The organism is Pseudomonas sp. 05N36 (assembly GCF_056397385.1).
The window spans coordinates 356528-382416 of sequence record NZ_JBFTNH010000003.1 but is presented as its reverse complement, the minus strand read 5'-3'; the positions used below and the strand labels follow the sequence as shown (position 1 = coordinate 382416).

The window sequence follows — 25889 nt, the reverse complement described above, 5'->3', positions numbered from 1 at the left end:
ATCACAACTGCCCCGACGATGTAGACGATGCTGCTCATGAAATCCACCTCTCATACTGAACGGGATTGCGACACCAGGGTATTGCCAATACAAGGTACGGCACTGGTGCTCGAAATTCCGTTCGGCAGCACACATAGCTCCGTTTTCATTCGCTACCTCCACTGGCCTGTACATTGGAAGCAGCGGTATGGCTTGGGTTCGATTTTTTACCGGTGTTCCCGATGGGTATCGGCTCCATCGGGATTCAACCGTGTGACGTACGTCGTTCACCAGGCTTGATTGTCTGCCTCAGGGAATCCTACCGACCGCTAAACACCGCCGGCCGACGCTCTGCAAATGCTGCCAGCCCCTCATCAAAGTCACTGCTCTCACACGCCTGTCGACGCAGTTCTGCGATCTGTTCCATCGCCTGGACGGGCATCGGTTGCAGGTCTTCGAGGATGCGCAGCTGCTCCTTGACCGCGGCAATGGCCAGCGGCGCTTTGCCAGCAATGGTGCGTGCCAGTTCCAGCGCGGTGGCCTCCAGTACGTCGCTATCGACCAGCCGGTTCACCACACCAAAATGTTCAGCGCGTTCTGCATCGAGCTTGTGCGCGCAGAAAAACATTTCCTTCAACACGTGGATCGGCAGGTTGTTGAAAAAGCGCAGCAGCCCGCTCGTGGTGTAGGGCAAACCGATGTTTGCCGGCGTCATCGAAAAGCTCGCACTGCGATCCGCGACCACCAGGTCGCAGCTCATCGCCAGGTCCACCGCGCCGCCCCATACCGAGCCGGAGATCATGGCGATCACCACGCCGGGATAGGCGCGGATGCGGCGCAAGACTTTTTCGAGTGGCTTGCCGTAGGCAACCGGGTCGTGGTCGTGTTGCAGTTCGCGGATGTCATGGCCGGCGCTCCAGACGGGATGGCCGACTTCGCTACCGAGTATCACCACGGGTACGCGTTGTGACGCCAGTGCGGCGAGGCTTTCGTCGAGGGCGGTCAGCAGTTGTGCGCTGAGGGCGTTGCGATGGGTGGGGTTGCTGAAGACCAACCGACCGATTCGTTCATCGACCCTGTTGACGGTCACGGTGGCGGAAGAGGTTTGCGTCGGGTTCATTGTGCGGTTCCTGTTGATTGTCCGGATGCCATGGCTGGCGAATCACTGGTGTCCTGATACACGGCCTTCGCGGCCAGCAGCGCGTTGGTCGCCGCGGTGTCGAAACCTGCCTCGCGCAGGACTTCGAGGGTGTGTTCTCCGAGCAGCGGCGGTGGGCGCTGGCTGGCACCGGGCGCAGGTTCTGCGGCGTCGGTTGTGCTGAACACCGGGGTCACGACCTGGCGCAGTGCGCCGAGTGTCGGGTGCATGAGTGTCTTGGTCAGTTGGCTATGCAGCACCTGCGGATCGTCGAACACTTCGTCGAGTGTATTGATCGGACCTGCGGGTAAACCAGCCTCGATGAACAGCTCGGTCCACACGCGTTTGCTGCGGGTTTTCAAGCGGCTTTCCAGAATAGCTTTCAACTCGTCACGTCGCTTGACCCGGGCTTCATTGGTGGCGAAGCGCGGGTCGTCCGGCAGCGCGGGTAAATCAAGCAGCGTGCATAAACGTCCCCACATGGCCGAGGTGATCGGCGCCAGATTGAGCGGGCCGTCCTGCGTCTGGAACACCCCGTAAGGCGCAATGACCGAGTGGGCGTTGCCCGTGCGGCGGGGGACATCGCCGAGGCTGAGGTAGCGTTGCCCGTGCACGCTCAGCAACCCGACCAGGCTGGCCAGCAACGAGGTGCTGACGTGCTGGCCGCAACCCGTGCGTTCGCGCTCCAGCAGGGCGGCCAATACCGCCGTCACCAGCCACATGCCCGAGGTCAGGTCGCCGATGGCCGTGCCGGTGCGGGTCGGGTCGCCATCGACGAACCCCGTCAGGCTCATCAGCCCCGAGTAACCCTGGGCGATCTGGTCGAAACCTGGCCAGCTGCTCATCGGGCCGTCGCTGCCAAAGGCGTTGATGCTGCCCATGATCAGCCGCGGATTGCGTGCGCTGAGCACCTCATAGCTCAGGCCCATGCTATCGAGGGTGCCGGGTTTGAAGTTCTCGATCACCACGTCAGCCTCATCGATCAGCCGCTGGATCGCGGCCAGGCCCTGGGGGTTGCGGAAGTCGATGCAGATGCCGCGCTTGTTGCGATTGCACGACAGATAGTAGGTGCTCACGCCCCGGTCGAACGGGCCCCAGGTCCGGCTCATGTCACCGCTCGGGCCGTGCTCGATCTTGATCACATCGGCGCCGAGGTCCGCCAGCACCATGGTGCAGAACGGCCCCGACAGTGCGCGACTCAAGTCGACGATCTTCACGCCTTGCAAAGCTTGCATACGGTTCTCCACTGAATGTTTGAGCACTGCGGTTTTATTGCGGCAATGGTTGATCACGGGTTTCGACGGCAAACGGCAGGATCAGAATGCCGGCCACGAAGGCCGCAGCGGTCCAGGCGATGGGTGCGCCCAGCGAGCCGTGCCAGTGGATCGCAGCGGCCAGCAGGAAGTTGACCCCGGCGCCGATGAAGCGGCCGACCGAGGCATTGAAGGCGAACGCCGTGGCGCGGATCCGGGTCGGATACTGCTCGGGCAGCCAGAGCGAGAAAATCGCGAAGTTGCCGCCGAAGAAACCGAGAAACACCAGTGACACCATGAACAGGTGCAGGCCGTCGTCCATGTAGAACACCCAGCCGAAGGCGACCACGATCGACGTCGCCATACCGGCGAAGTAGATGCCCAGCGCAAGCCGTCGCCCAAGCCGTTCGGCCAGCCACGGCGCAACGAGGCAGCCGAGGATGGTGCTGAGCGACAGCACTGCCGCGCCAATGGAGGCCAGGTGCACGGCGCCGACGTGGTCGATGCCGGCGCGGGTCGCCAGGGTCACCACGGCCGTTGCTTCATAAACCGAGCCGGCCCACAAACCGACGATCGCAACTCCGACCAGTGCCGAGCTGGTCAGCGTGCGTCGGCGAAAGGCCGGGGCAAAGATTTCCCACCATGTCGTGCGTGTAGAAGTGGTTGAGGAACGTGCGACAGGGTGCGCTACCTTATGCGTCTGGGCAGGCTCTTTCACCTTCAGTGCGGTGTAGATCGCCACCGCCGCCGGGGCGAGACCACACAGAAACATCACGCGCCAGCCGTAGGTTGCGCCGACGGTGTAGTTCAGCAACGCGGCAATGAAAAAGCCGAAGTAGTAGCCGGTTTGCAGATAGCCCGCGCCCATCTTGCGCCGGTCCTCCGGCCAGCTCTCGGCCACGTAGGTGCCGGCCAGTGCCCATTCGCCACCGACGCCGATCCCGGCGATCAGACGAAATGCCGCCAATTGCCAGATGTTCTCCGAGAACGCCGCGGCCCCGGTAAACAGCGAGTACACCAGGATGCTGGCTGCCAGCATCTTCACCCGGCCAAAACGGTCGGCGAGCGGCCCCCAGATAAACGACATTCCCCAGCCGATCAGGAACAACCCGAACAGCAGAGAACCGTACATGGCGATATTGGCGGGGGTTGGGGTGATGCCCGAGTTGGGCAGCAACTCGGTTAAGGCGGGAATCAAAACCAGGGCGAAGATCACCGAATCCACGCCATCCAGCACCCATCCCAGGTAGACGGTCCAGAAGCCGCGAATCTGCTCGCGGGTCAGGGGCGTTTTGATCGGCTTCACGCTCGTTGCTGATGCGGTTAATGCTCTAGACATTAAGATCTCCCATTGACCTTGATCAGGCCTATTGAGGCGCTGCGAGGCGGGGGACGCCGTCAGCGCTTCGTTTATTGTGAAATCAGTCTAGGCAGCGCATCTCATAAGCTACAAATATGAAATTCCTTTGGTCCCATCGGAATTTTATATAGAGTCAGATTCTTTGGACGCCCCCCCATGGACCTGCGCCAGTTGCGGTATTTCATCAAGGTGGTTGAGTGCGGCAACATCACCCGCGCCAGCGAGGCACTGCATATCGCGCAGCCCGCGATCAGCCAGCAGATGCGCAATCTGGAACGGGACATGGACACGCAATTGCTCGAGCGCAGCGTGCAGGGCGTGGTGCCCACCGCGGCCGGGCAGACGCTGTACCGGCATGCCATCGAACTGCTGCGCCAAGCCGACAGCACCCGTGAACTGCTGCGTCAGGACGCCGAACTCCCGCAGGGCAAGGTCTCGGTCGGCATGCCATCGAGTACGGCGCGGATGTTGGCGATTCCGCTCGCACGCACGATCCGCAGTCGTTACCCGGGTATCAAGCTGGAATTGATCGATGCCCCGAGCGCCGAGCTGGGAGGCCTGATCACGGTCGGGCGGGTGGCGCTCGCGGTGAATGTCGACGTGGTCGAAACCCGCGGGATGATCTCGCAGCGACTGCTCACCGAAACGCTATACCTGATCGCGTGGCCGGAATTTCCGTTACCCGAGGGGCCGGTGACGATCGACGCTTTGGCGAAGATGCCGCTGGTGTTGCCCTGTGCCCCGAACACCATTCGCAGTCGAGTCGAGTCGGCATTGCAAGAGGCCGGTCTGCACTGTGAGGTCGAGTTCGAAGCCAACTCCACGGACCTGTTGTTCTCAGCCGTTCTGGCAAAGCTGGGCGTGACGATCCTGCCTTGGGCCGCCGCCCATGTTGAACTGGATCAACATAAGCTCAAGCTCGCCAGAATCGATCATCGACTGTTCACCCGCGAGCTGTCTTTGTGCTGGCCTGACAGCGCCGTGCAGAGCAACGCGGTGCAGAAGGTCAAGGCGACCATTTTCGAACTGTTCGAGGCGTTTGGACACCACCCGGGGTGGGCGGACGGGCAATGATGAGTCCGGTTGCGTGGGCTTCAGGCAATAACCTGAAGTCGTGATCGACTTAGAGCATGTGTCCTTTGCGGGAAAACAAACGTATTTCGGTAACCGTTCGGCAAGCACATATTGTCAAATGCAGTGGCTTTGACTTTACCGCCTGGTACGGGCAGAGTTTGGCGCTACATGAGGATGGATGCCTCGGTGAGGCTTAAGGAGAATGCCGTGTTTCCGATCAATATTTGGCTTGCCTATACTGCCGCGTGCTTGCTATTGGTTCTCGCACCAGGCCCGGACAATCTGCTGGCCGTAGGCCGAGGACTCAGTCAGGGCAGGGTAGCCGCTATCGTATCGGGCATGGCATCTGGGGCGGGAATTCTATTTCATGTAGCAACCGCTTCGCTGGGACTGACTTTGCTTATGCAGACGTCCGCAGTTGCCTTCTGGGTCGTCAAGCTTATCGGCGCCGGTTATTTACTATGGCTTGGCATAAAAGTCCTACGCTCTCGTAGCCTGATTAGCTTCCAGCCAGCGACTCGGCAATCACTGCCGAGCATTTTCCTCACGGGATTACTCTCGGCAGCACTCAATCCGAAGCCTGGATTTTTCGTCCTTGCATTCATCCCGCAGTTCGTAGACCCACAACGCGGCTCAGTGAGCGTGCAGATGCTGGTGTACGGCATATGGTTCGCGGCACTTACGGCAGTGGGATTCGCACTTATGGGCGTATTCGCCACTGCACTGTCCCGATTTTTGCGTCAGAGTCCACGGCTGGTAAATGGCCTGAATGTAGGGGCAGGACTCACCTTCGTTGCTTCGGGAGTATCGATAGCGGCGCTCAGCCAAAAATAGGATCCGTGTATTGGCGTCGCGGGGATAAGAGTCCAGCCTCGCTGAGCCTCGGTGATTATTAAGGAATTACGGCATCGAATACGGCAGAAAAAGCCATGCCGGTGATGGGTATGCTGCACACCCGGATGATCGTCCAGCGGAATTTAGTGCCCGAAGGTTCAGCTATCAGTAGAGCGCTGGATTACAGCCTGAAACGCTGTGCAGCGCTGTCGCGCTACCTTGATGACGGCGCCGTATAAGGCCTGCTTGCTCATCGTTCAGCGACGCTCAGCCACCTCAATAAGAATGAGCGTCAACCACGCGCTTCACCGTGTCGAGGGCAACTTGCAGGGCATCCAGTTCCAGCGAGCCGAGCGCAAGCCTGATCGCGTGAGGAATAGGTGTAGAAGTCGCAAAGGGCTCCGCGGTCGATACCGAAACGTGCTCGCGCATCAGCGCCATCGCCACCTGGTCGGCGCGAACCTCTTCTCCCAAAGGCAGCCAGAGAAAATAGGAGGAGGGATGGCCGATGTACTTCAGGTCGGTCAACGTGGCCCTGGCCATGGCCTGTCGCTTTGCGGCGTCCTGACGCTTTTCGCGCTCCAGGCGATTGACCGTGCCGTCGTCGAGCCAGTGACAGGCGATTGAAGTCATCACCCCAGGCGTGTTCCAAATGGTCGCGCGTATGGCTCTCTCGATAGCGGGGATCCAGGCGGAGGGCGCCGCGACAAATCCGACACGCAGCCCGGTGGCGACATTTTTCGAGAGGCCTGTCACGTACACGGCTCTTTCCGGTGCAAGCGCTGCCAAGGGGGGCGGTGCGTCCTCTGCGAGGAACGCATAGGCGGCGTCCTCGATGATCAGCAAGTCATGCTCACGGGCGATGCTCACCAAGCGTTGCCGCCAGCTTTGGCTGGCGACCCACCCCAGTGGATTGTGCAAGGTTGGCATGGTGTAGACGGCGCGGACCTTTCTGCTCTGGCACAGTCGAACCAGGGCATCCAGATCAGGTTCACCGCCTGCAGCAGGGAGGGGGGCCAGTTCCAGGCGCTGGGTATCCGCGAGGACTTTGAAACCGGGATAGGTCAAGGCATCCGTCACGACAACATCGCCTGGGCGCAGCAGCCCCATGACAGTCACTGCCAGCCCGTGTTGAGCCCCGTTGACGATCAGTACGTGCTCGTCGCTGACGCTCAAGCCTCGGCACTGGAGATGCCGGGCGACTGACGCACGCTCATGCTGTCGCCCGCCATGGGGCTGATAACGGAGCAATGCCTCCAGATCGCCCGAAGACGCCAGTTGGCGCAAGGCGCCACGCAGCAGTTCTGCCTGGCCCGGTAGAGACGGGTAGTTGAAGTTAAGGTCCAGAACACCGGTGGCGACCGCTTGCTGATCGATGCCTAATCCTGATGGCAATGAAGTCTCCCGGACAAACGTACCTCTCCCGGTTTCGCCGCTGACCAGGCCCATTGTTTCAAGCTCTGCGTAGACACGGGTCGCCGTGGCTAATGCGAGGCCTTCGTTGGCCGCAAGCTCCCGGTGCGTGGGCAGGCGCGTCCCAGGTGACAGGCGTCCTGCGCGAATGTCGGCGGCGAACGCGTCGACCAACGATTTATACCGGGAGCGAGCCATGGAGATGTATCCATTACAATAATTTGATTGTACTAATTATTCGCCATAGCCTGCGCCTGTACAACCGCCTCCTTCTGACGGATACCAGCCACATTTGCAGGAAGGCTCAACCATGCATATCGCCATTCTCACCTTCGAAGGCTACAACGAACTCGACTCCCTGATCGCACTCGGCGTACTTAACTGCATCAAGAAACCTGGCTGGCGCGTGTCGATTGCCAGCCCAACGGCCCGTGTCCGTTCAATGAACGGAGTGGTGATCGAATCCCAGGCAACGCTTCGCGAGGCGAGCGAAGCCGATGCGGTGATTGTCGGGAGCGGCATGCAGACTCGCGAAGTCGTGGCTGATACCGCCCTTATGGCGCAGTTGCAACTTGATCCCTCGAGGCAGCTCCTGGGTGCGCAATGTTCCGGCACGCTGGTGCTGGCCAAGCTTGGCTTGCTGGAGGGTGTACCAGCCTGCACGGACTTGACGACGAAACCGTGGGTCCAGGCGGCTGGCATCGATATCCTCAACCAGCCGTTCTTTGCCAAAGGCAACATCGCCACCGCCGGAGGATGCCTCGCTTCGGTCTATCTTGCGGCCTGGATTATTGCGCGTCTGGAAGGCGTCGAAGCGGCAGAAAGTGCATTGCACTACGTCGCGCCAGTCGGGGAAAAAGAACAGTACGTTGAGCGCGCAATGCGCAATATCGCCGCGTATCTGCCCGATGGGCAGGTTGCTTGAGGCGATTACAGCGAGAATCAAACCGCCGACTCAACTCGGCTTTTGCGCAAGCTGCGCCACCAAAAACTCGATAAACGCCCGGGTCTTCTGCGGAACCCGGCGTGCAGACGAGTAGACCGCGTTGATGGTGATCGGCGGGGCCTGCCATTCGCACAACACGGCGACCAGCCTGCCGGCCGCCAGAGCCTCTTCGACAATGAAGCTCGGCAGCAAGGCGATCCCCATGTCGGCTTCTGCGGCCTGGGCCAGCAGGTCGCCATTGTTGGCATGCAGCGGGCCGGTGACGTGCACGCGCTGGGTCTCGTTGCCATTGCTCAACTGCAGGCTGACGCCGCTCTGCAGATAGCCATAGTTCAAGCATTGGTGTGCGCTCAGGTCCTTTGGCGATTGTGGTGTACCCGCGCGCTCAAGATAGGCCGGGGAGGCGACCATGATCCGCGGAGCGGGCGCCAACAGGCGAGCCACCAGGGAGGAGTCCGGCAGGCTTGCGATGCGGATGGTGACATCGAAGCCGCCACGTACCGGGTCGACCTGCTGGTCACTCAGCACCAGTTGCAGCTCAATGTTCGGATGCTGCTCATGAAACAACGGGATCAGCGGCCCGAGCCGCCGCAGACCGAACGACATCGGCGCGTTGACCCGCAGCACACCACGTAGTTCGCCAATACCGTTACGCGCCCGTTGCTCGGCTTCGTCCACGGACGCGATCACTTCACGGGCCGCTTCGTAGTACTCCGCGCCGGCCTCGGTCAGGTGCAGGCTGCGCGTTGTGCGCTGCAGCAACTGCACACCGATGGCCTCTTCCAGCGCCTGAATCTGTTTACTGACTTTTGAGCGCGGCACATCCATCGCTCGGGCTGCGGCGGCGAAGCCGTTTGCTCCGACGGTGGCGACAAAAGCACGCATGCATTCGATACGGTCCAAGATTGTCCCTGTTCTGGAAATAATGATTATGCATTTTAGGTAATTGTTTCGGTTTTATCCAGCAACTACATTAGGTTCCAAGCCGGTAGCACACCACCTCCAACGAGACCACGCACCGCGCCTTACAGCCTGAATAACTCAACCCTCCAGAACAGCGACATCAAAAGGAACACGCCATGTCTATTCGTGAATTGCTCAACCCAACCAACTCCGCTCTGATCCTGATCGACCACCAGCCGCAAATGTCCTTCGGCGTGCAATCGATCGACCGTCAGACCCTGAAGAACAACACCGTTGCATTGGCCAAAGCCGCGAAGATCTTCAACGTGCCGACCATTTTGACGTCGGTCGAAACCGAAAGCTTCAGTGGCTACATCTGGCCGGAATTGCTCAGTGTGTTTCCCGATCATCAGCCCATCGAGCGCACCTCGATGAACTCCTGGGAAGATAAAAAACTGGTGGAGGCGGTGAAGGCCACCGGTCGCAAGAAACTGATCATGGCCGCACTCTGGACTGAAGTCTGCTTGAACTTCCCGGCTCTGGAAGCTCTGGCCGAAGGCTACGAGGTGTACATCGTCACCGACGCATCGGGCGGGACGACCAAAGAAGCTCACGACATGTCGGTGCAGCGGATGATCCAGGCCGGTGCGGTGCCGGTGACCTGGCAGCAAGTGTTGCTCGAGTACCAGCGCGACTGGGCACACAAAGAGACTTACGACGCAGTAATGGACCTGGTGCGTGAGCACAGTGGTGCCTACGGCATGGGCGTGGATTACGCCTACACCATGGTGCACAAGGCTCCGCAACGTCAGGTCAAGTAAACCTCGGAAAAATATCGTTGCTCAACGGCGCAGTTCGCTGCGCCGTCACTGCCAACGGGCGCGCTCGGAGAGTCAGTCATGAACATCGAATTGTCGGAAGGCGTGGTCACATTGCTGGTGCGCCATCGGGTCAAACAGGGAGGGGATGAGGCGTACGAAAACTGGTTGCGTCACATCATCGCCATAGCGCGCACGTATCCAGGGCATCTGGGCATTGATGTGATGCGCGGACAAAGCCAGGGGTTGGCGCAGTTCACCAGCGTGCTGCGCTTCGCCACGACCGAACAGTTGCAGTATTGGCTCGATTCCGAGGATCGCCGCAAGCTGGTGGAAGAGGCGCGGCCATTGCTCGCCGATGGCGACCAGACCGAGGTGAATGCCGACCGTGAGTTCTGGTTTACTCCGACTGATGCGGCTGCGCTGCCCCCGCCGCGCTGGAAGCAGTCCTGCGTGACCTTTTTAGTCATCCTGCCCCTGAGTTTTCTGGTGCCGATGCTGTTCAAACCGCTGTTTGGCTGGATGCCCTGGCTGGGCGGTTATGTGCAAAGCAATGTACTGATCACGGCCAGCATCGTGCTGTTGGTGGTCTACGTGTTCATGCCTCGGGTGACACGTCTGTTCGGAAAATGGCTGCAGCCGTGATCCGGCTCATGAGCGAGGTCCTGCAGAGTGCAACTCCTCGCTGACCGTGAGCAGGTTCTCGTGTTGCGGGGCGATTTCAACACTAAGCCAGGTACCGCCGGAACCAATCCAGCGTCCTGCTCCAGGCAAGCCTGGCGGCGGCTTCATCGTATCGAGGCGTGGAGTCGTTATGGAAACCATGGTTAGCGCCAGGGTAGATGTAGGCTTCGTAAGTCTTCCCGGCAGCTTTCAACGCCTGCTCAAAGGCAGGCCATCCTTCATTGGTACGCGTGTCCAGTTCGGCGTAGTGCAGTAGCAGAGGCGCTTGAATCCGGACGACCTCTTCAGCCCTTGGCTGACGGCCATAAAACGACACTGCAGCACCCAACTCTGGATAGGCCACGGCCGCGGCATTGGCGACGCCACCGCCATAACAGAAGCCGACGATGCCGACTTTTCCAGTGGTCGAGTCATCCTTCATCAGCCATTCGATGGCGGCGAAAAAATCGTTCATGAGCTTTTCAGGATCGACAGTCTGCTGCAGCGCCTGACCCTTTTCATCGTTACCGGGATAACCTCCGACCGATGTCGGGCCGTCGGGGGCGAGGGCGATGAATCCTGCCTTGGCCAACCGCCGGGCGACATCCTCGATGTAGGGATTGAGCCCGCGATTTTCATGCACGACCACCACCGCCGGCACCTTGCCGCTGGCTTTCGCCGGACGCACCCGATAGGCACGGACTTGCCCGTGTCCCTTGGGGGAGGGATAGGTGATGTACTCGGCGATGATGTCCGGGTCGGTAATGGGCACTTGCTCGGCGAGCGCATAATTCGGGCTCAGGGCGGCGAGGAGTGCGCTGGCCGTCAAACCGCCTAACGTGAACAGCGCCGCACGATCCAGAAACTCTCGCCTGTTGATCAGGCCATGGGCGTAGTAGTCGTAGAGCTCGAGCAGTTCAGGGGCAAAATCTTTTGCAGTAAGGCGGTTCATCTGTGCGCTCCCTTTGCATCAACCGGGTTGCCACGTGACGGGGGCTGGGCCGATTACTGAGACAAACATCAGTGGTGTGTCACCCTCCATCAAATCAATAGGGCTTAATCACCGCTGGCTAAAAGACTATCGATTGCTGGGCCTTGCTGAAAAGTAGCTTCGAGTGGACTGCAGTCCGCCGCCTGTTGCATCGCCTATCGAGAGTTGCCAGGTCATTAGCGAGCCGCGTAGGTGACTCCCCCGTGACTTCGCACAGCAGCGCGGTTATAGCTTCTCCGTTAACCGTGCCGTGCTCTTGTAGAAGGTCCGCGACAGCGATGACAGCGGGCCAGTAACGACGCACCAGACAGCAGGAGCGGGCGATTGCCCGGGGTTCGGCGTCGAGTAGCTTTCGTGCGGGCAGCAAACTGATCAATTCGTAACCCCGGCACCGGTCCCCCCGGCCGCTGGCCCGGGTGAATTTGTCCGATTTGGTGCGCCGGTAGACGGCTTCGGCCACCGGGCCGGCGAAGCAGTCGAGAAGGTCGCGCTCAATAGAATCGACCATAGAGGGCAGGTACTCAGCAATCCCGGGCGCGCCGAAGGATGGGTGCGGGACCAGATAATCGGCCTCAACCAATCCCTCTACGTTTTGCGGGTTGCCGCGCAGATCAATCATTGGGCCGGTGCAGGCTTCTGTCCTGGTACGCACAGTGACGCGCTCTATGTGCTGACCATTCCACCAAAAGGCCAGAACGTGGCCAGCTTCGTGGACGGCCGTGCAGCGCCGGCACTTATTCATGGTCTGGTCCTCTCCCGTACAGGCGTACGTCGCGTAACCGGTCTACTCCGTCCTTGGGTGTCAGGTAAAAGACTAGGCCTATCAGCACCGAATACGCCACCTATTAGCTGAGCGCTTTATAGGGGGCTAACCTTAACGGAGCGCTGGTGAAAACTGGCCGGTTGAGACCTGATAAGAGATACGAATAAGTCAGAAGCGTACTAGGCTTGCCGTGGGCCACCGTGCAGGTAACTCGATTGCCGCTATCCGGATTGCCCGTGTGACCACGACGATCAATGGATCGAATTGTTGGCCCTGCAGCTTATGTCATTGATTTCGCTCGTCGCTATTGCGCGCCCACGCGGGGCCGGATAGCCGGATGAACACGACCAAAGGTAGCTCACACATGGCAACTGAATCGAAATGCCCGTTCAATCACGCCGCCGCGGGCGGTGGCCCGTCGAACCGCGACTGGTGGCCGAACCAACTCAATCTGAAGATCCTGCACCAGCACTCGTCCCTGTCCGACCCCATGGACGAGGGCTTCAACTACGCCGAAGCGTTCAAAAAACTGGACTTTGCGGCGCTCAAGAAAGACCTGCATGCGCTGATGACCGATTCGCAAGACTGGTGGCCTGCGGATTTCGGTCACTATGGGCCGTTCTTTATCCGTATGGCCTGGCACGCTGCAGGCACCTACCGCACCGGTGACGGGCGTGGTGGTGCCGGCTCCGGTCAGCAACGCTTTGCGCCGCTCAACAGCTGGCCGGACAACGTCAGCCTCGACAAGGCGCGCCGACTGCTTTGGCCGATCAAGCAAAAGTATGGTCGTAACATCTCCTGGGCCGACCTGATCGTCCTCACCGGCAACGTCGCGCTGGAGTCCATGGGCTTCAAGACCTTTGGTTTTTCCGGAGGCCGTCCGGACGTCTGGGGACCGGATGAGGACGTCTACTGGGGCTCCGAAAAAACCTGGCTGGGGGGCGACGTGCGCTATGGCAAAGATGAGAGCCCTACGGTCCAGGAGCGCAACCTGGAGAAACCGCTCGCTGCGGTGCAAATGGGCCTGATCTACGTCAACCCGGAAGGCCCTGAGGGCAACCCGGATCCGGTCGCTGCTGCGGTGGATATCCGCGAAACCTTCGCTCGCATGGCGATGAATGACGAAGAAACCGTGGCATTGATCGCCGGCGGCCACGCCTTCGGCAAGGCCCACGGCGCCGGGCCTGCAACCCATGTGGGCGCCGACCCCGAAGCCGCTGGCCTCGAACAGCAGGGCCTGGGCTGGAAGAGCAGCTTTGGCACCGGCAAAGGTGGCGACACCATCGCCAGCGGCCTGGAAGTGACCTGGACCACTACGCCCACGAAGTGGAGCAACAACTACCTGGAGAACCTGTTCGGTTTCGAGTGGGAACTGACCAAGAGCCCGGCCGGTGCGAACCAGTGGACAGCAAAAAACGGCGCTGGCGCGGGCATCATTCCCGATGCTCACGACCCGTCCAAGCGGCGTAATCCGACCATGCTGACCACGGACCTGTCCCTGCGATTCGACCCGATCTATGAACCCATTTCACGGCGTTTCCTGGCGCATCCCGATCAGTTGGCCGACGCGTTCGCTCGCGCCTGGTTCAAGCTGATTCATCGCGACATGGGGCCGCTTTCGCGCTACCTCGGTCCGGAAATGCCGAGCGAAGTACTCCTGTGGCAAGACCCCATCCCGGCGGTTGACCATGCCTTGGTCAACGACAGCGACATCGCCTCACTCAAGAGCAAGCTTCAGTCTTGTGGCCTGACAGTCTCGCAGCTTGTATCAACTGCCTGGGCGGCGGCTTCCACTTTCCGAGGCTCCGACAAGCGCGGTGGCGCCAACGGTGGGCGCCTGCGTCTGGCCCCGCAGAAAGACTGGCCGGCTAACCAGCCTGCGAAACTGGCGAACGTGCTGGCGACCCTCGAGAAAATCCAGAGCGAGTTCAACAGCGCGCAGACTGGCGGCAAGAAGATCTCGCTGGCGGACCTGATCGTGCTGGCCGGCAGTGCCGGTGTCGAACAGGCGGCGAAAAATGCCGGTCACACCGTTACGGTGCCTTTCACGCCGGGGCGGATGGACGCGAGCCAGGAGCAGACGGATGTCGAGTCTTTCGGGTTTCTCGAACCTATCGCCGATGGCTTCCGCAATTACCTCAAGACCCGATACCAGGTCCCGGCCGAGAAGTTACTGATCGACAAGGCGCAACTGCTGACTCTCACCGCGCCAGAAATGACGGTGCTGATTGGCGGCCTGCGCGTGTTGAACACCAACGTCGGACAAACCCCGCACGGAGTCTTCACCCAGCGAACTGAAGCGTTGACCAACGACTTCTTCACCAACCTGCTCGACATGGGCGTGGAATGGAAGCCGGTCTCGGACGCCAATGAAGAGTTTGAAGGACGTGATCGCAAAACCGGCGACCTCAAATGGACAGGCACTCGTGTCGATCTCGTCTTTGGCTCGAATTCGCAACTGCGGGCCTTGGCCGAAGTCTATGCAAGCAGCGATGCGCAGCAGAAATTCGTAAAAGACTTCGTGGCAGCCTGGACCAAGGTGATGAATCTCGACCGCTTCGACCTCAGGTAACGCGAGTGTTGGACCCTGGATCCTGGAGTGGGCCACCTCGACCTGATCGTTCAGGTCGGGGGGCTCCGGGAACAATCAGACAAAATGAGAAGCATCGTCTGCACGATGGGACAATCAGCCGGCGCGAGACATCGGTTGCTTTGTGCACCGATCACGGCGTTCCGTCGCGATGTAGCTCGTGTCGACCTTATTCTCCAAGAAGGGCCAGGGTCCTGGCGTCTGGCTCACCGGCGAAAAACTGATCGAGGGCCCGCTGGAACAGGGGCTGTTCGGGCTTGATGCTGGCGAACAGCGTGAGACAGGAGCGCAACTTCAGGTCATCGGGGTGGCCAAGGATGGCCCGCGCACTCTTGTCGCGGTGTTGCAGGAGGGTACTGACGCTTTCCTCCAGTCGTGGCCCCAACACATCATGCAGCAGATAGGCCCGGGCTTCGGCAGCACCGGAAATGGCAAAGCGCCGGGCCATCTCGCTATGCCCGAGGCCCTGCAGTTGCGGGAAGATGAACCACATCCAGTGGCTGGTCTTGTGCCCGGCGCGCAACTCTTCCATGACTCGGCTAAAAACCGGGCGCTGGGCCTCGACGAAACGAAGAAGATTGAAGGGGTCGTGCATGTTTGTACTCCCTCAATTGGCAAACACTGCAAACGCGCTATTACTTTTTGCACTCCGCTGTCACCACATGGCAGGTACTCGGCGTGCCACCGGATTGGCCGGCATAGCGTTTGCAATTATCCAGGGATTTTTGCCGAGCCATGCCCAAAGTGGGGCCCCAGGCCAGGCCGCCTTCGCCGGCAGTGGGTAGCGCTTTTGCGTAGCAGTTCGAGGCTGTGCTTGAGGTCGAATAGCGGTGCGCGGCATTTTTGCCTGAACATCCGGCGGTCAGCGCCAGGTTGATGGCGAGCAGGGAGAGCAGGGCCCATGACGAGCATTGGCGCGCTGTGATTCTGGTCATGCCGTTTCCCCTGTATCAAGAGTGTGGTCGTGTTCTATTCAGATTAGACAGTGTTGCGCCTGCCCTTGGGCCGGTTCAGCGGGCCGAGTGCATTGGGGGGCGTTTTTGCCGGGCTGGCTCTTTTCAGTCCGTGATTGTCCAAAAGAGCCGCGCAAAGAACAACGGCTCGTCAGATATAACGAGCCGCTGTTGAGAACGTGCTTATCGAGGGAAGTTCACGGATGTCAGATCGGCCTCAAAGGTGATCCGCATCAATCACTGGGAGTTTCGGTGATTCCGCACACAATTGGGACAGTCAGCCACTGCGTAGGCTATCGGCCAAGTTTTTTTTCGAAGCAGACGAGCCGCACTTTCGATATCAGGCGCTAGCCAGCGGTCCTCGTCATAAGGGGGGACCTGTTCGCGTAGGAGGCGCCAGGCAGAGCCGGTGCCGACCCCGAAGCGCTGCTCCTTGAGAAATTCGAATGCCTGGGCTGCAAGAAGGTATTCGATAGCCAGCACCTGGGTCGTATTGTTGATGACTTTGAGCAGTTTAAGGGTTGCCCCTGTGCCGAGACTCAGGTGGTCTTCCTGCAGCGCAGAGGTCACAAAGTTATCGACCACTGCCGGTTGCGCCAGATGGCGATTTTCTCCGACCAAGGAGGCTGCCACGTATTGCGCGATCATCATTCCCGAGTTCACGCCGGGTTGACTGACCAGGAATGCTGGCAATCCGCTTACCAAGGGATTGATCAAGCGATCGAGGCGGCGTTCGGCAACTCCCGCGAGTTCAGCGACTGCAATACAGAGCAGATCGGCAGCCATTGCCAGGTACTCGCCGTGGGGGTTGGATTGAGACAGCACGCGATAATTCTCAGGTGTGCCCACGACTAGGGGATTGTCGGTGGCCGAAGCCAGTTCAGCATTGATCTGCAGTTCGGCGTGAATCATTTGATCGCGGCAAGCACCATGAATCTGGGGAATCGAGCGAATACTCATGGCATCCTGGGTTCGAATTCCGCGGCTACTGGCGATGACTTCGCTTCCCGCCAGTAACGCGCGCAGGTTACCCCCCACGCGCTGGATACCAGGGTGAGGTTTGAGCGCCAGGACGACTTCATCGAAGGCATCGATCTGTCCTTTTAGTGCCTCGAAGCTCATTGCGCCGATGATGTCTGCCCATTCGGCCAGATTGAAGGCGTCGGCCAGTCCCAGGCAGGCCAGACCGGTCATACAGGGCGTGCCGTTGACCAGGCTCAGGCCATCTTTGGCGCACAGTTCCAGCGGCGTCATACCCGCTTCGCGCAATGCTTGTGCAGCCGGCATTGGCCGGTCTTGCCAAATCACCTCGCCAAAGCCCAGCAAGGCAACACCAATGTGCGCCATGTGCGTCAGATAGCCAACAGAGCCTTGTGACGGCACGCTTGGTGTGATGTCCAGATTCAACAGTGCAATCAGCGCTTCTACCACGCTGCGGCTGATACCTGAGTGACCGTGGGCATAGTTGTTAACAGCGGCGCACATGATGGCCCGTGTTTGCTCGACCGTTAATGGCGCGCCGACACCACACGCGTGGCTCAGTAGAGTGTTCCGAGACAGCTGCGCCAGTTGCGGCCCTTGCAACATTACGTTGCTGAGAGCACCCAAGCCGGTATTGATGCCATAAGCCCGCTCACCCCTTACCACAATGTGGTCGACGATGGCGCGAGCGTCGTCAATTCTTGCCCAGGCCGAATCACAGAGGTGCAGCTTGGCGCCATGTCGTGCGACCTTGACGATCTCGCGCCATGTCAACGACTTGTCGCCAAGGGTAACGCTATGGCTGTCTTCAGTTGTGACGTTGGCTGTCACCTGCTGAGGTATCAGGTCGTCTGCAGGCATCGGATTCATGTCGATGCCACATGCGGGGGCGGTACTGCTCATTCTGCGCTCCTCATTTGATGGCTGGCCACGAATTGACGAAAACGCTCGGTGGGCAAACCTTCGAACAGCTCTGCTGGAGTGCCTTGGGCGTCGATGCGACCGCCCTGCATGAAGACCACTCGATTGGATACGTGCCGGGCAAAACCCATCTCGTGGGTCACTACCAACATGGTGCGACCTTCTTCAGCCAGTGCGCGCATGACTTTGAGGACCTCACCGACCAACTCCGGATCCAGCGCCGAAGTCGGTTCATCGAATAGCATGACCTGCGGATTCATCGCCAGGGCCCGGGCAATCGCAACCCGTTGTTGCTGGCCTCCGGACAGGTGGGCAGGGTAGTAATCGCGTCGATCGTACAGCCCGACCTTCTGCAATAATTGTTCGGCCTCTTCAAGACATTCGGTATACGAGCGTTTGAGAACCCGCATTGGACCTTCCATAACGTTCTCTATCACGGTCCTGTGCGACCACAGGTTGAAGCTTTGAAACACCATGCCGAGGCGACTGCGTATCTGCTCAACCTGGCGCGTATTGCCCGGTACTTGGCGTCCGTCACGCAGGCGCTTCATTTCGATGGTTTCACCATTGAGGCAGATGCTGCCCTCATCGGGTGTTTCGAGCAGGTTGATGCAGCGTAAAAATGTACTTTTTCCTGAGCCGCTAGCACCGAGAATCGATACGACGTCGCCTTTGTGCGCTTTCAGGGATATTCCCTTGAGTACATGCGCTTGCCCATAGGATTTCTGGATATTGGTGACCGACAGAGCGGCCGTTGACTGACTGTTCATAGTGAGCTCCGCAGGGAATTCGGATTGCTGCTGGCGTCGAGGTTGGCTTTCGTCGGCACATGCACTGGCCGCTCACGCAAATGCGGTGTCAAGCGATGCTCAAACCAACCGATGGCGCGAACGATGATGTAGTTGAGCACCAGGTAGATCAGTGCGGCACAGGCGAACACTTCCATGGTGCGGTAGGTCCGCTGGATGATCTGTTGAGCGATACCGGTGACATCCCAGACGGTTATCAAGCTCGCAAGTGCCGTGGCCTTGAGCATCAGGATTGCTTCTGTGGAGTAGGCCGGCAGTATCTGGCGCAAGGTGATCGGGGCGATGATCCGGCGCAACAACGCCCAGCGCGACATACCAATGGCTTGCCCTGCCTCAATCTGGCCATAGGGGATGCTAAGCAGCCCGCCGCGGATGATCTCGGCGGTATAGCCTGCAGTGCACAGCGCCAGCGAGACGACCGCGCAGCCGTAGGACGAACGCAGAACAACCCAGGCGACGCTATCGCGGACCGCGGGGAATTGACCCAATCCGTAATAGATCAGGTACATCTGAATGATCAGCGGCGTGCCGCGGAAAATCATGATGTAGCAGCGCGCCGGATAGCTCAGCAGTGGCCAACGGCAAACGCGCATGCTGACAATGATGAATGACAACAACAGCCCCAGTGACAGCGAACTGAAGAATAAAGTCAGCGTGGTGGGCAGCGCCGCCAGCAACTTGAGTAACGTATCGAGCAAAAATGCGAAGTCGATCATTTGAGGCTCACCTGTCTCAGTGTTGGATTGGACTGCGGCGCTGCGTACGATGCACGCGAGCCTCGGCGATACCGAATATTCGCCCTGACAATCCAGTCAGCAGCAGGTAGCCGATGCCGCCGATGATGTAAAAGGTGAAATATTGGCGAGTAGAGCCGGCGGCCATCAGGCTGGCGCGCATCAGTTCAATCAAACCGATCACGGATATCAGTGCTGAGTCTTTCAGCGTCATCTGCCAGACGTTACCCAAGCCTGGGAGCGCATAGCGCAATACCTGGGGGATCAACACACGCCTGAAACGCATTGCGCGGCCCATGCCAATGGCCAGTGCAGCTTCCAGTTCACCGCGGGGGACTGCGAGGAATGCACCACGATAGACTTCGGCTTGATAAGAGCCCGAAAGCAGCCCGACTGCGAGCGCGCCCACCGCAAAAGGCGGCATGTCGATATACCCTGTGGCGCCGAACCAGTGGCCAACGGCGGACACTACCGTGGCACCGCCAAAGTAGAACAGGTAAATCACCAATAGCTCGGGAACGCCTCTGAACAGTACCGAGTACGAGTCACCTAACCAACGCAGGCTACGTCGATGTGACAGTTTGGCCGCTGCCACCAGGCTGCCGAACACGGCACCGACCAGCAACGACACCAGAGTCAGTGACAGCGTCATGCCTGCGGCTTTCAACAATGCCAAGCCCCAGCCGGCGTTACCGAAACTGAGCATCTGCAAGGTATCCATAAATGTATCCTTCTATCGAAACGCCCTTCGTTGGCGGATAGCCCATGAACTGGGCTCGCAACGAAGCGTCGAGGGAGTTGCCGGGCCGGCATTGGATTGCTGGAAAGCCGCAAGCGCGGGGCAGCGTTCTATTTCCGGCCCGTGGTCAGTCTTTTTATGGCGTGATGTCAGCCCTGAACCATTTTTCAGTGAGTTTCTTCACCGTGCCGTCCGCCAACGCCGCACTCAGCGCCTCGTCGAATTTTGCTTTCAACTCAGGCGTGTCCTTACGAAAGCCAAGGGCCTCGCCCGGACCCCAGATGGTACCGCCGATCTTGGGGCCGACCATGGATAGCGATTTGTTCTCGGGTTGGTCGAGTATCGAGCTGAAGAAGGTCACGTCATCGAAGGAAAAATCGATACGCCCAGCCTGCAGATCCAGAACATGCTCATCGGATTTTTTGTACTCACGAATGGTCGCGATGTCCTTGAAGTTGGTTTCGACGAATTCGGTATACGCCGTGCCGGAGGCAATGCCGATGGTTTTACCCTTGAGTAAGGTCCGCATCTTGTCGATGTAAGGTTTGTCCACCTTGGCATCCCCGGTCAGCTTGACCACCTCCGTGGCAATACCCGCTTGGGCAATCAGTTTCGGATCGCTCGCAGCCAGTACACCTTGGGTTGCGGCGTAGGGCCGAGAGAAGGCAATGATTTTCTCTCGCTCGGGGGTGATTACGACGGCATCCATAATGAGGTCGAATTTGCCGGCTTGCAGACTAGGGATCATCCCGTCCCAATCCTGGGCGAGCAGGGTGCATTGAAGCTTGATGCGTGCACATAGATCTGCCATCAACTCAGGTTCGAAGCCACCGATGGCACCACCTGGAAGCGTCATGTTCCAAGGCTGGTAAGCGGCTTCGGTGGCGATAGTCACAGCCGTCCACTCTTTAGCCTGGGATGCTGATGCGCAGAGCCAGGCTGCGCCGATCAGGGCGTACTTCGCCAGTTTTGCTGAATGCTTTATTTTTGTTGTTTTCATAACTGCTCCGCATTGCAGTGAGCGATTGATGGCATGGGTAATGGCTTGCGGCGTAGGCCGCGAAGCCGTTTTGCTGACTCGGTAAAGTCAATCAGGACGCGCGCCCGTAAAATCCGATGCTTTCCTCATCACTGAACATTACGCCTGTGTTTTCGTAATAAGAGAATATGGCAATCATGCGCTCCTTCGACCCCTGCACTGGCGTCACGCGATGCAAGGAATTCACTCCACGAAATACGTTTAAGGTGCCAGCCTCAAGTGTGAGGGTTTTGACGTCGGGATCGCGCCCGTCAAGCACGGCCGCAATGCCTTCGTAGTTGGGGTTGTCAGCCGTGCGCAGATTGCTGCGGTATTGGAACTGGCCACCTTCAAGTGGCTCTTGCAACAGCAAGGTGGTGGTGAACTCACTACGATCGAAATGCCAGTTCAACGCTTCACCTTCGCGATAGCTCATGACATTGGCGCGCGCCAGAGGGTCCTTCATTACATGAAGGGCCGGCTTGCCCATGACTGCTGCGATAAAGCGAAGCAAAGGAGGGTATTCATAGATGGCCAGCACGGTGCTCTTTGCTATTTGATCAGCGCACAGAGTGTGGTTGGTTGATTCGACCTCGCGCAGCGCCGGGTGCTTGGGATCGATTCCCTGGACGTCGGGTTTGAAGTAAATATTGTGTCGGCGTTTATGAGTATGCGACTGGCTGTCCATGATGGGTTTGATTTCCGCTACAGCCTTTGTCATGGCCAGCGGTTTCATAAGCTGTTTCAGATTGAACATGCCAGTGGTTTGCAACTCGATAGCAGCAAGGTCGACCGCAGCCTGCCATTGCGGGCTGCCTTCTTGGTCCAGTGGATAGCGCTCGAGATCCAGAATGTCTTTCATGGGTACCTCCCAGTGAGTGAGACTTGAAATTACCTTGAGGAAAACTTTCCAACAACGGCACAAATTGTTAGCGTCCCCCTAGAAAAACTTTCGAATGAGTACGATATGAATCGGCTTCCACCGCTCAATGCTGTCAAGGTTTTTGAAGTTGCTGCCCGGATGGGCAGCTTCGTATTGGCTGCCTCGGAGCTGGGCGTCTCCTCTGCGGCCGTTAGCCAGCAAGTGCGGCATCTTGAAGAGTTCCTCGGGCGCAAACTCTTCGTGCGAGCAGGCAATCGCATCACCCTGACGGATGCCGGGCATGCCATCTACCCGCAGACTTCACGTGCGCTTAACGATATTGCCGCCATGACAACACGGATTCTCGAGGGGGACTTGCATTCGCGGCGGTTGGTGGTCAGCGTGCCGTTTTCCTTGGCCGAATCCTGGCTTGCACCGAAGTTGTCGGAGTTGCTGGAATTTCACCCGCAACTGTCGATCGATATCCGCGTGGAAGATGACCCGGTGGATCTTGTGCGCCATGACATTGATCTTAGGGTCAGTTATGGGGATTACCACTATCCGGGGCTTGAGGTGATACCTCTGGTACATGACGAAGTGATACCCATGTGCACACCTGAGTTCTGGGACGTCCATGGCAACCAGGAATTCGACCTCGCGCAGGTGCAGCAGAACCTGTTCATCCATACTCACTGGGGTATCAACTATGCGTCCCATCCGACCTGGCACGATTGGTTTTCCCAGGCATCCATCAGCCATTATCCAGACCCGAAATTAGGTCGACGTAGCGGATTATCCAGTCTGTCGATTTCACTGGCGCGCTTGGGTCAGGGCATCGCGCTGGGGCAAAAGCTCATGGCGCGCAGTGACCTGGAGTCGGGGCGACTGATTACCTTGTCATCGGTCTCACTGCGACTCGGTCACCCCTATTGTGCCTTTGTGCCCAGCGCCAAGACCGGTCGTGCCGATATCAAACGGATGCTGGCGCTGTTGAGGAAATAACCGCTGAGGCCACATGGTTTTTGACGGTTGCGCGAGGTGACGCCACGTATGGTCAGGTTGAGTCCGGCCAGAACTGTTGGTTGGGCGGGAGCAATTTTCAGGCTGGGTCAGGAAAAATCCCGAAAGCTTTCAGAATGACTTTGCGTCGTCATCCAGTCAGTCAGTTCTGTCACCATCTTCTGCACCTCGCTGCCCTCCGGCTCCGCAGGCCTGACAATCGCATTCCAGGCAATATCGAGCCCGTCATCAAGGGCTGCCCAGGCAAGCTCACCTCGTTCCAGGCTTGGTGTCACCAGGTCGCGCTGCAAGATGCTGAGGCCGTAGCCGGAGCGCACCAGTTCGACAATGGCTTCGATCACCTCCACCGTGATCATGCGACGCGGCAGAACACCGCCTGGCGCAAAGAAACGGTCGTATTCCCAGCCTTTGGATCGCTCGGTCGAATAGGTAACCAGGTTATAGGTCTTGAAATCTTCAGCGTGAACATTGCGCCTTCCAGCCAGGGGATGATCTGTTGCCATGATGGCGATCAACTCATCCCGAAACAGTGGGCGTTTAGCGACGCCACTTGGCACCATCCCATCGTCAATGATCGAGACATCCAGTTTGCCTTGGACCAAGCTGGAGTAAATCTCGTCGCGGTGCACTGAGACCAGCGTGATTTCGATATCGGGACGTAGCGCGGCGTAATGCTTGATAAATTTTGGAATCCAGCGGAACGGGCCATAGGAAGTGACGCCCAGACGCACGAAGGCGCAGACGCCGCCAGCCATGGAGCCAGCGTCTGCTTCTGCCTCGTTCAGAATCGTCGCGATATCTCTTGCCGCCCGTTCCAGTCGCACGCCGGCGGGGCTCAGTCGCAACTTGCCTCCCGCGCGCTCAGTCAACTTCACACCCAAGCGCCGCTCCGCCTCGCGGAGACGATGACTGACCGCCGATGGCGTCAGCCATAAACGTTCGGCAACCGCTGTTATCGAGTCGACTTCCGACAGGCACTGCAGCATTACCAGATGATCCAGACTGAGTTTCATGGAAGCGACCTGAAAAAAATTCACAAAAAAGTCAAGAATAATGAGCGTGACTTGGAATTCTGCTGGGCGCAATCTGTTTTCAGCAACAGCGACTGGAGAGCTACAGATGACCGCGCTTGCTTTGCCGGTGCCTGAACGTTCAGCGGACTGGTTGGCGAGCAGCGTGACCCGGTAACCGCGCGTGGCAGCACCGGCTTGGTGGAGCACGCGAATGATTCGCTCCAGCGAAATGCACACCGCTTAAATCAATCCGCAGAAAATCAGGAAAATGGACCATGATCAAATCGCGCGCCGCTGTAGCCTTCGCCGCCAACCAACCTTTACAAATTGTCGAGGTGGATGTTGCACCGCCACAGGCCGGTGAGGTGCTGGTGCGTATCGTCGCCACTGGGGTTTGTCATACCGATGCCTATACCCTGTCAGGGACCGACCCGGAAGGCATATTTCCGAGCATTCTCGGTCACGAGGGGGGCGGCATAGTCGTCGCTGTGGGCTTTGGCGTCACTTCGCTGGAGGTCGGTGATCATGTCATTCCGCTGTACACGGCCGAATGCGGTGAGTGCAAGTTTTGCAAGTCCGGAAAGACCAATCTCTGTCAGGCGGTTCGCAGTACACAGGGGCGCGGCGTGATGCCGGATGGGACTAGCCGCTTCTCCTATCAGGGGCAGCCAATTTATCACTACATGGGCTGCTCGACTTTTTCCGAATACACCGTGCTGCCAGAAATTTCCCTGGCCAAAATTCCCAAGGATGCCCCGCTGGACAAGGTCTGCCTGCTCGGCTGCGGAGTCACCACCGGCATCGGTGCGGTACTCAATACCGCCAAAGTCGAGGAGGGCGCCACGGTGGCGATCTTCGGTTTGGGCGGCATCGGTCTGGCGGCGATCATCGGCGCGAGCATGGCCAAGGCCGGACGGATCATCGCGGTCGATATCAATCCGGAAAAATTCGAGATCGCCAGGCAACTGGGCGCTACCGACTTCGTCAATCCGAAGGATTACGACAAGCCGGTTCAGGAAGTCATCGTCGAGCTAACCGATGGCGGCGTCGACTACTCCTTCGAGTGCGTCGGCAACGTACAGTTGATGCGCGCCGCCCTGGAAAGTTGCCACAAGGGCTGGGGTGAGTCGGTAATCATCGGCGTCGCCGGTGCCGGTCAGGAAATCAGTACGCGCCCATTCCAGCTGGTGACCGGTCGCGTATGGCGTGGCTCGGCATTCGGTGGCGTAAAAGGTCGCACCGAGCTGCCGAGCTATGTGGAAAAGGCGCAGAAGGGAGAGATCCCGCTGGATACTTTCATCACCCACAATTTGCCGTTGGAAGAGATCAATAAGGCCTTCGAGTTGATGCACGAAGGCAAGAGCATCCGCACCGTTATTCACTTCGATCGTTGAGTCAAAAAGCACAGCGATAGCGGTCGGGGTCAATCCTCCCTGACGGCGCTGCAACACCAACTCAAACCCACCTCGTTTTACCTTGGAGAGATAATAAATGAGTATCTTCACCCACGTTACAGTCGGCACCAACGACCTGAGCAAAGCCCGTGCTTTCTACGACAGTGTATTGGGTAAGCTGGGCCACAAGCGTATCGCCGATCTGGCCGACAATGGCTCGATCTGGGGCGAGAGTGCACCGTCGTTCTTCGTCCTTAAACCGGCCAATGGTGCACCCGCCAGCGTCGGTAACGGCGTCACTGTCAGCTTCGAGGCGCAGAACCGCGCTGCAATTGATGCTTTCCATGCCGCCGCCATAGCTGCCGGTGGTACAGACGAAGGCGCTCCGGGCCCCCGGAGCTGGGCACCGAACGCCTATGCTGCCTACGCACGTGACCTGGACGGCAACAAGTTGGCCGCTTACTGCTTCAATCCAGCCTAGGCCTGAAGGTAAGGCCTTGTCCTCCACATTCAGGGCGGCCAAGGTTGAATCAGTCACGGTCTCTCAGGCTCCGCAAAGGTCGGCCCAAAGCGTCCCATAACCAGGGTTCGCTTTGGGCCGATGCGCAAGGGCCAGGTTCGGGGGTGAACCATGGTCCTGGTCGCATAAAGTTGATATGCACGGCGATGCCCGACAGAATCGCGCCCCGATCCAGCCAAAGGTGCCGGACGTTCGTGGTG

25 protein-coding genes are annotated in these 25889 nt (G+C 58.9%); 9 read left to right on the top strand and 16 right to left on the bottom strand.

Annotated elements, in window-relative coordinates; genetic code table 11:
• Nucleotides 1-298 precede the first annotated feature (298 nt).
• Genes scpB through AC1DIH_RS06515 form a run of 3 tightly spaced genes read right to left on the bottom strand, consistent with a single transcriptional unit; the run spans nt 299 to nt 3676 of the window.
• The gene (scpB, locus tag AC1DIH_RS06525; protein WP_477771066.1) at nt 299-1099 is read right to left on the bottom strand and encodes a methylmalonyl-CoA decarboxylase; all 801 of its coding nucleotides are present in this window, start codon (nt 1097-1099) and stop codon (nt 299-301) included.
• A complete protein-coding gene (locus AC1DIH_RS06520) occupies nt 1096-2352 on the bottom strand; it encodes a CaiB/BaiF CoA transferase family protein (protein ID WP_477771065.1) in 1257 nt (418 codons plus the stop codon). The genes scpB and AC1DIH_RS06520 overlap by 4 nt, the downstream gene beginning before the upstream one ends.
• 34 nt (nt 2353-2386) lie before the next feature.
• Nucleotides 2387-3676 carry an MFS transporter gene (locus AC1DIH_RS06515; RefSeq protein ID WP_427546180.1) on the bottom strand — a complete coding sequence of 430 codons (1290 nt, stop codon included), beginning with the start codon at nt 3674-3676 and terminating at the stop codon, nt 2387-2389.
• A gap of 210 nt (nt 3677-3886) precedes the next feature.
• Here AC1DIH_RS06515 and AC1DIH_RS06510 point away from each other — a divergent pair, with 210 nt between their 5' ends.
• Together AC1DIH_RS06510 and AC1DIH_RS06505 are read left to right on the top strand one after the other, a co-directional pair.
• A complete protein-coding gene (locus AC1DIH_RS06510) occupies nt 3887-4804 on the top strand; it encodes a LysR substrate-binding domain-containing protein (protein ID WP_477771064.1) in 918 nt (305 codons plus the stop codon).
• Between the two features lie 174 nt (nt 4805-4978).
• Nucleotides 4979-5638 (top strand): LysE family translocator, encoded by a 660-nt coding sequence (locus AC1DIH_RS06505; protein WP_477771063.1) that lies wholly within the window; start codon nt 4979-4981, stop codon nt 5636-5638.
• Between the two features lie 276 nt (nt 5639-5914).
• On the opposite strand, the gene AC1DIH_RS06500 is transcribed toward AC1DIH_RS06505, so the two are convergent.
• Nucleotides 5915-7249, bottom strand: a complete 1335-nt coding sequence (locus AC1DIH_RS06500; RefSeq protein ID WP_477771062.1) for an aminotransferase-like domain-containing protein — start codon at nt 7247-7249, stop codon at nt 5915-5917.
• 112 nt (nt 7250-7361) lie between these two features.
• On the opposite strand from AC1DIH_RS06500, the gene AC1DIH_RS06495 reads away from it, so the two are divergent.
• On the top strand, nt 7362-7976 hold the full coding sequence (locus AC1DIH_RS06495; protein ID WP_477771061.1) for a DJ-1/PfpI family protein: 615 nt from the start codon (nt 7362-7364) through the stop codon (nt 7974-7976).
• A 30-nt stretch (nt 7977-8006) separates the two neighbouring features.
• On the opposite strand, the gene AC1DIH_RS06490 is transcribed toward AC1DIH_RS06495, so the two are convergent.
• Nucleotides 8007-8900: a LysR family transcriptional regulator gene (locus tag AC1DIH_RS06490; RefSeq protein WP_477771060.1), complete on the bottom strand. Its 894-nt coding sequence runs from the start codon at nt 8898-8900 to the stop codon at nt 8007-8009.
• 176 nt (nt 8901-9076) lie between these two features.
• On the opposite strand from AC1DIH_RS06490, the gene AC1DIH_RS06485 reads away from it, so the two are divergent.
• Together AC1DIH_RS06485 and AC1DIH_RS06480 are read left to right on the top strand one after the other, a co-directional pair.
• The gene (locus tag AC1DIH_RS06485) at nt 9077-9721 is read left to right on the top strand and encodes a hydrolase (RefSeq protein ID WP_054597057.1); all 645 of its coding nucleotides are present in this window, start codon (nt 9077-9079) and stop codon (nt 9719-9721) included.
• A gap of 78 nt (nt 9722-9799) precedes the next feature.
• The gene (locus AC1DIH_RS06480) at nt 9800-10363 is read left to right on the top strand and encodes an antibiotic biosynthesis monooxygenase (RefSeq protein WP_477771059.1); all 564 of its coding nucleotides are present in this window, start codon (nt 9800-9802) and stop codon (nt 10361-10363) included.
• 82 nt (nt 10364-10445) lie between these two features.
• On the opposite strand, the gene yghX is transcribed toward AC1DIH_RS06480, so the two are convergent.
• Both yghX and AC1DIH_RS06470 read right to left on the bottom strand, forming a co-directional pair.
• Nucleotides 10446-11333 carry a YghX family hydrolase gene (gene yghX / locus AC1DIH_RS06475; protein WP_477771058.1) on the bottom strand — a complete coding sequence of 296 codons (888 nt, stop codon included), beginning with the start codon at nt 11331-11333 and terminating at the stop codon, nt 10446-10448.
• A 118-nt stretch (nt 11334-11451) separates the two neighbouring features.
• On the bottom strand, nt 11452-12114 hold the full coding sequence (locus AC1DIH_RS06470; RefSeq protein WP_477771057.1) for a hypothetical protein: 663 nt from the start codon (nt 12112-12114) through the stop codon (nt 11452-11454).
• A 358-nt stretch (nt 12115-12472) separates the two neighbouring features.
• On the opposite strand from AC1DIH_RS06470, the gene katG reads away from it, so the two are divergent.
• Nucleotides 12473-14707 (top strand): catalase/peroxidase HPI, encoded by a 2235-nt coding sequence (katG, locus tag AC1DIH_RS06465; RefSeq protein WP_477771056.1) that lies wholly within the window; start codon nt 12473-12475, stop codon nt 14705-14707.
• 187 nt (nt 14708-14894) lie between these two features.
• Here the strand turns inward: katG and AC1DIH_RS06460 are convergent, their stop codons facing one another.
• The 8 genes from AC1DIH_RS06460 to AC1DIH_RS06425 all read right to left on the bottom strand — a co-directional run bounded on the left by AC1DIH_RS06460 (nt 14895) and on the right by AC1DIH_RS06425 (nt 21742).
• Nucleotides 14895-15320 (bottom strand): DUF1810 domain-containing protein, encoded by a 426-nt coding sequence (locus tag AC1DIH_RS06460; RefSeq protein ID WP_477771055.1) that lies wholly within the window; start codon nt 15318-15320, stop codon nt 14895-14897.
• A gap of 40 nt (nt 15321-15360) precedes the next feature.
• Nucleotides 15361-15660, bottom strand: a complete 300-nt coding sequence (locus AC1DIH_RS06455; protein WP_477771054.1) for a hypothetical protein — start codon at nt 15658-15660, stop codon at nt 15361-15363.
• 255 nt (nt 15661-15915) lie between these two features.
• A complete protein-coding gene (gene hutH, locus AC1DIH_RS06450) occupies nt 15916-17562 on the bottom strand; it encodes a histidine ammonia-lyase (RefSeq protein WP_477771053.1) in 1647 nt (548 codons plus the stop codon).
• Complete coding sequence (locus AC1DIH_RS06445) at nt 17559-18350, bottom strand: ABC transporter ATP-binding protein (protein ID WP_019690706.1); 792 nt, start codon at nt 18348-18350, stop codon at nt 17559-17561. Before AC1DIH_RS06445 ends, hutH begins: the two co-directional genes overlap by 4 nt.
• Nucleotides 18347-19105 (bottom strand): ABC transporter permease, encoded by a 759-nt coding sequence (locus AC1DIH_RS06440; protein ID WP_477771052.1) that lies wholly within the window; start codon nt 19103-19105, stop codon nt 18347-18349. The genes AC1DIH_RS06445 and AC1DIH_RS06440 overlap by 4 nt, the downstream gene beginning before the upstream one ends.
• A 16-nt stretch (nt 19106-19121) precedes the next feature.
• Nucleotides 19122-19844, bottom strand: coding sequence for an ABC transporter permease (locus AC1DIH_RS06435; protein WP_477771051.1), 723 nt, complete (start codon nt 19842-19844; stop codon nt 19122-19124).
• Nucleotides 19845-19998: 154 nt separating this feature from the next.
• The gene (locus AC1DIH_RS06430; RefSeq protein ID WP_477771089.1) at nt 19999-20757 is read right to left on the bottom strand and encodes a transporter substrate-binding domain-containing protein; all 759 of its coding nucleotides are present in this window, start codon (nt 20755-20757) and stop codon (nt 19999-20001) included.
• Between the two features lie 196 nt (nt 20758-20953).
• Nucleotides 20954-21742 carry a HalD/BesD family halogenase gene (locus tag AC1DIH_RS06425; RefSeq protein ID WP_019690701.1) on the bottom strand — a complete coding sequence of 263 codons (789 nt, stop codon included), beginning with the start codon at nt 21740-21742 and terminating at the stop codon, nt 20954-20956.
• Nucleotides 21743-21847: 105 nt separating this feature from the next.
• Between AC1DIH_RS06425 and AC1DIH_RS06420 the strand changes: the two genes are divergently transcribed.
• Nucleotides 21848-22744: a LysR substrate-binding domain-containing protein gene (locus tag AC1DIH_RS06420; RefSeq protein ID WP_477771050.1), complete on the top strand. Its 897-nt coding sequence runs from the start codon at nt 21848-21850 to the stop codon at nt 22742-22744.
• A gap of 107 nt (nt 22745-22851) precedes the next feature.
• On the opposite strand, the gene AC1DIH_RS06415 is transcribed toward AC1DIH_RS06420, so the two are convergent.
• Nucleotides 22852-23982, bottom strand: coding sequence for a LysR family transcriptional regulator (locus tag AC1DIH_RS06415; RefSeq protein WP_477771049.1), 1131 nt, complete (start codon nt 23980-23982; stop codon nt 22852-22854).
• A gap of 68 nt (nt 23983-24050) precedes the next feature.
• Between AC1DIH_RS06415 and AC1DIH_RS06410 the strand changes: the two genes are divergently transcribed.
• Entirely contained in the window at nt 24051-25169 is a 1119-nt protein-coding gene (locus AC1DIH_RS06410; protein WP_477771048.1) for an S-(hydroxymethyl)glutathione dehydrogenase/class III alcohol dehydrogenase, read from the top strand.
• A 97-nt stretch (nt 25170-25266) separates the two neighbouring features.
• Nucleotides 25267-25650 carry a VOC family protein gene (locus AC1DIH_RS06405; protein ID WP_477771047.1) on the top strand — a complete coding sequence of 128 codons (384 nt, stop codon included), beginning with the start codon at nt 25267-25269 and terminating at the stop codon, nt 25648-25650.
• Nucleotides 25651-25889: the final 239 nt, after the last annotated feature.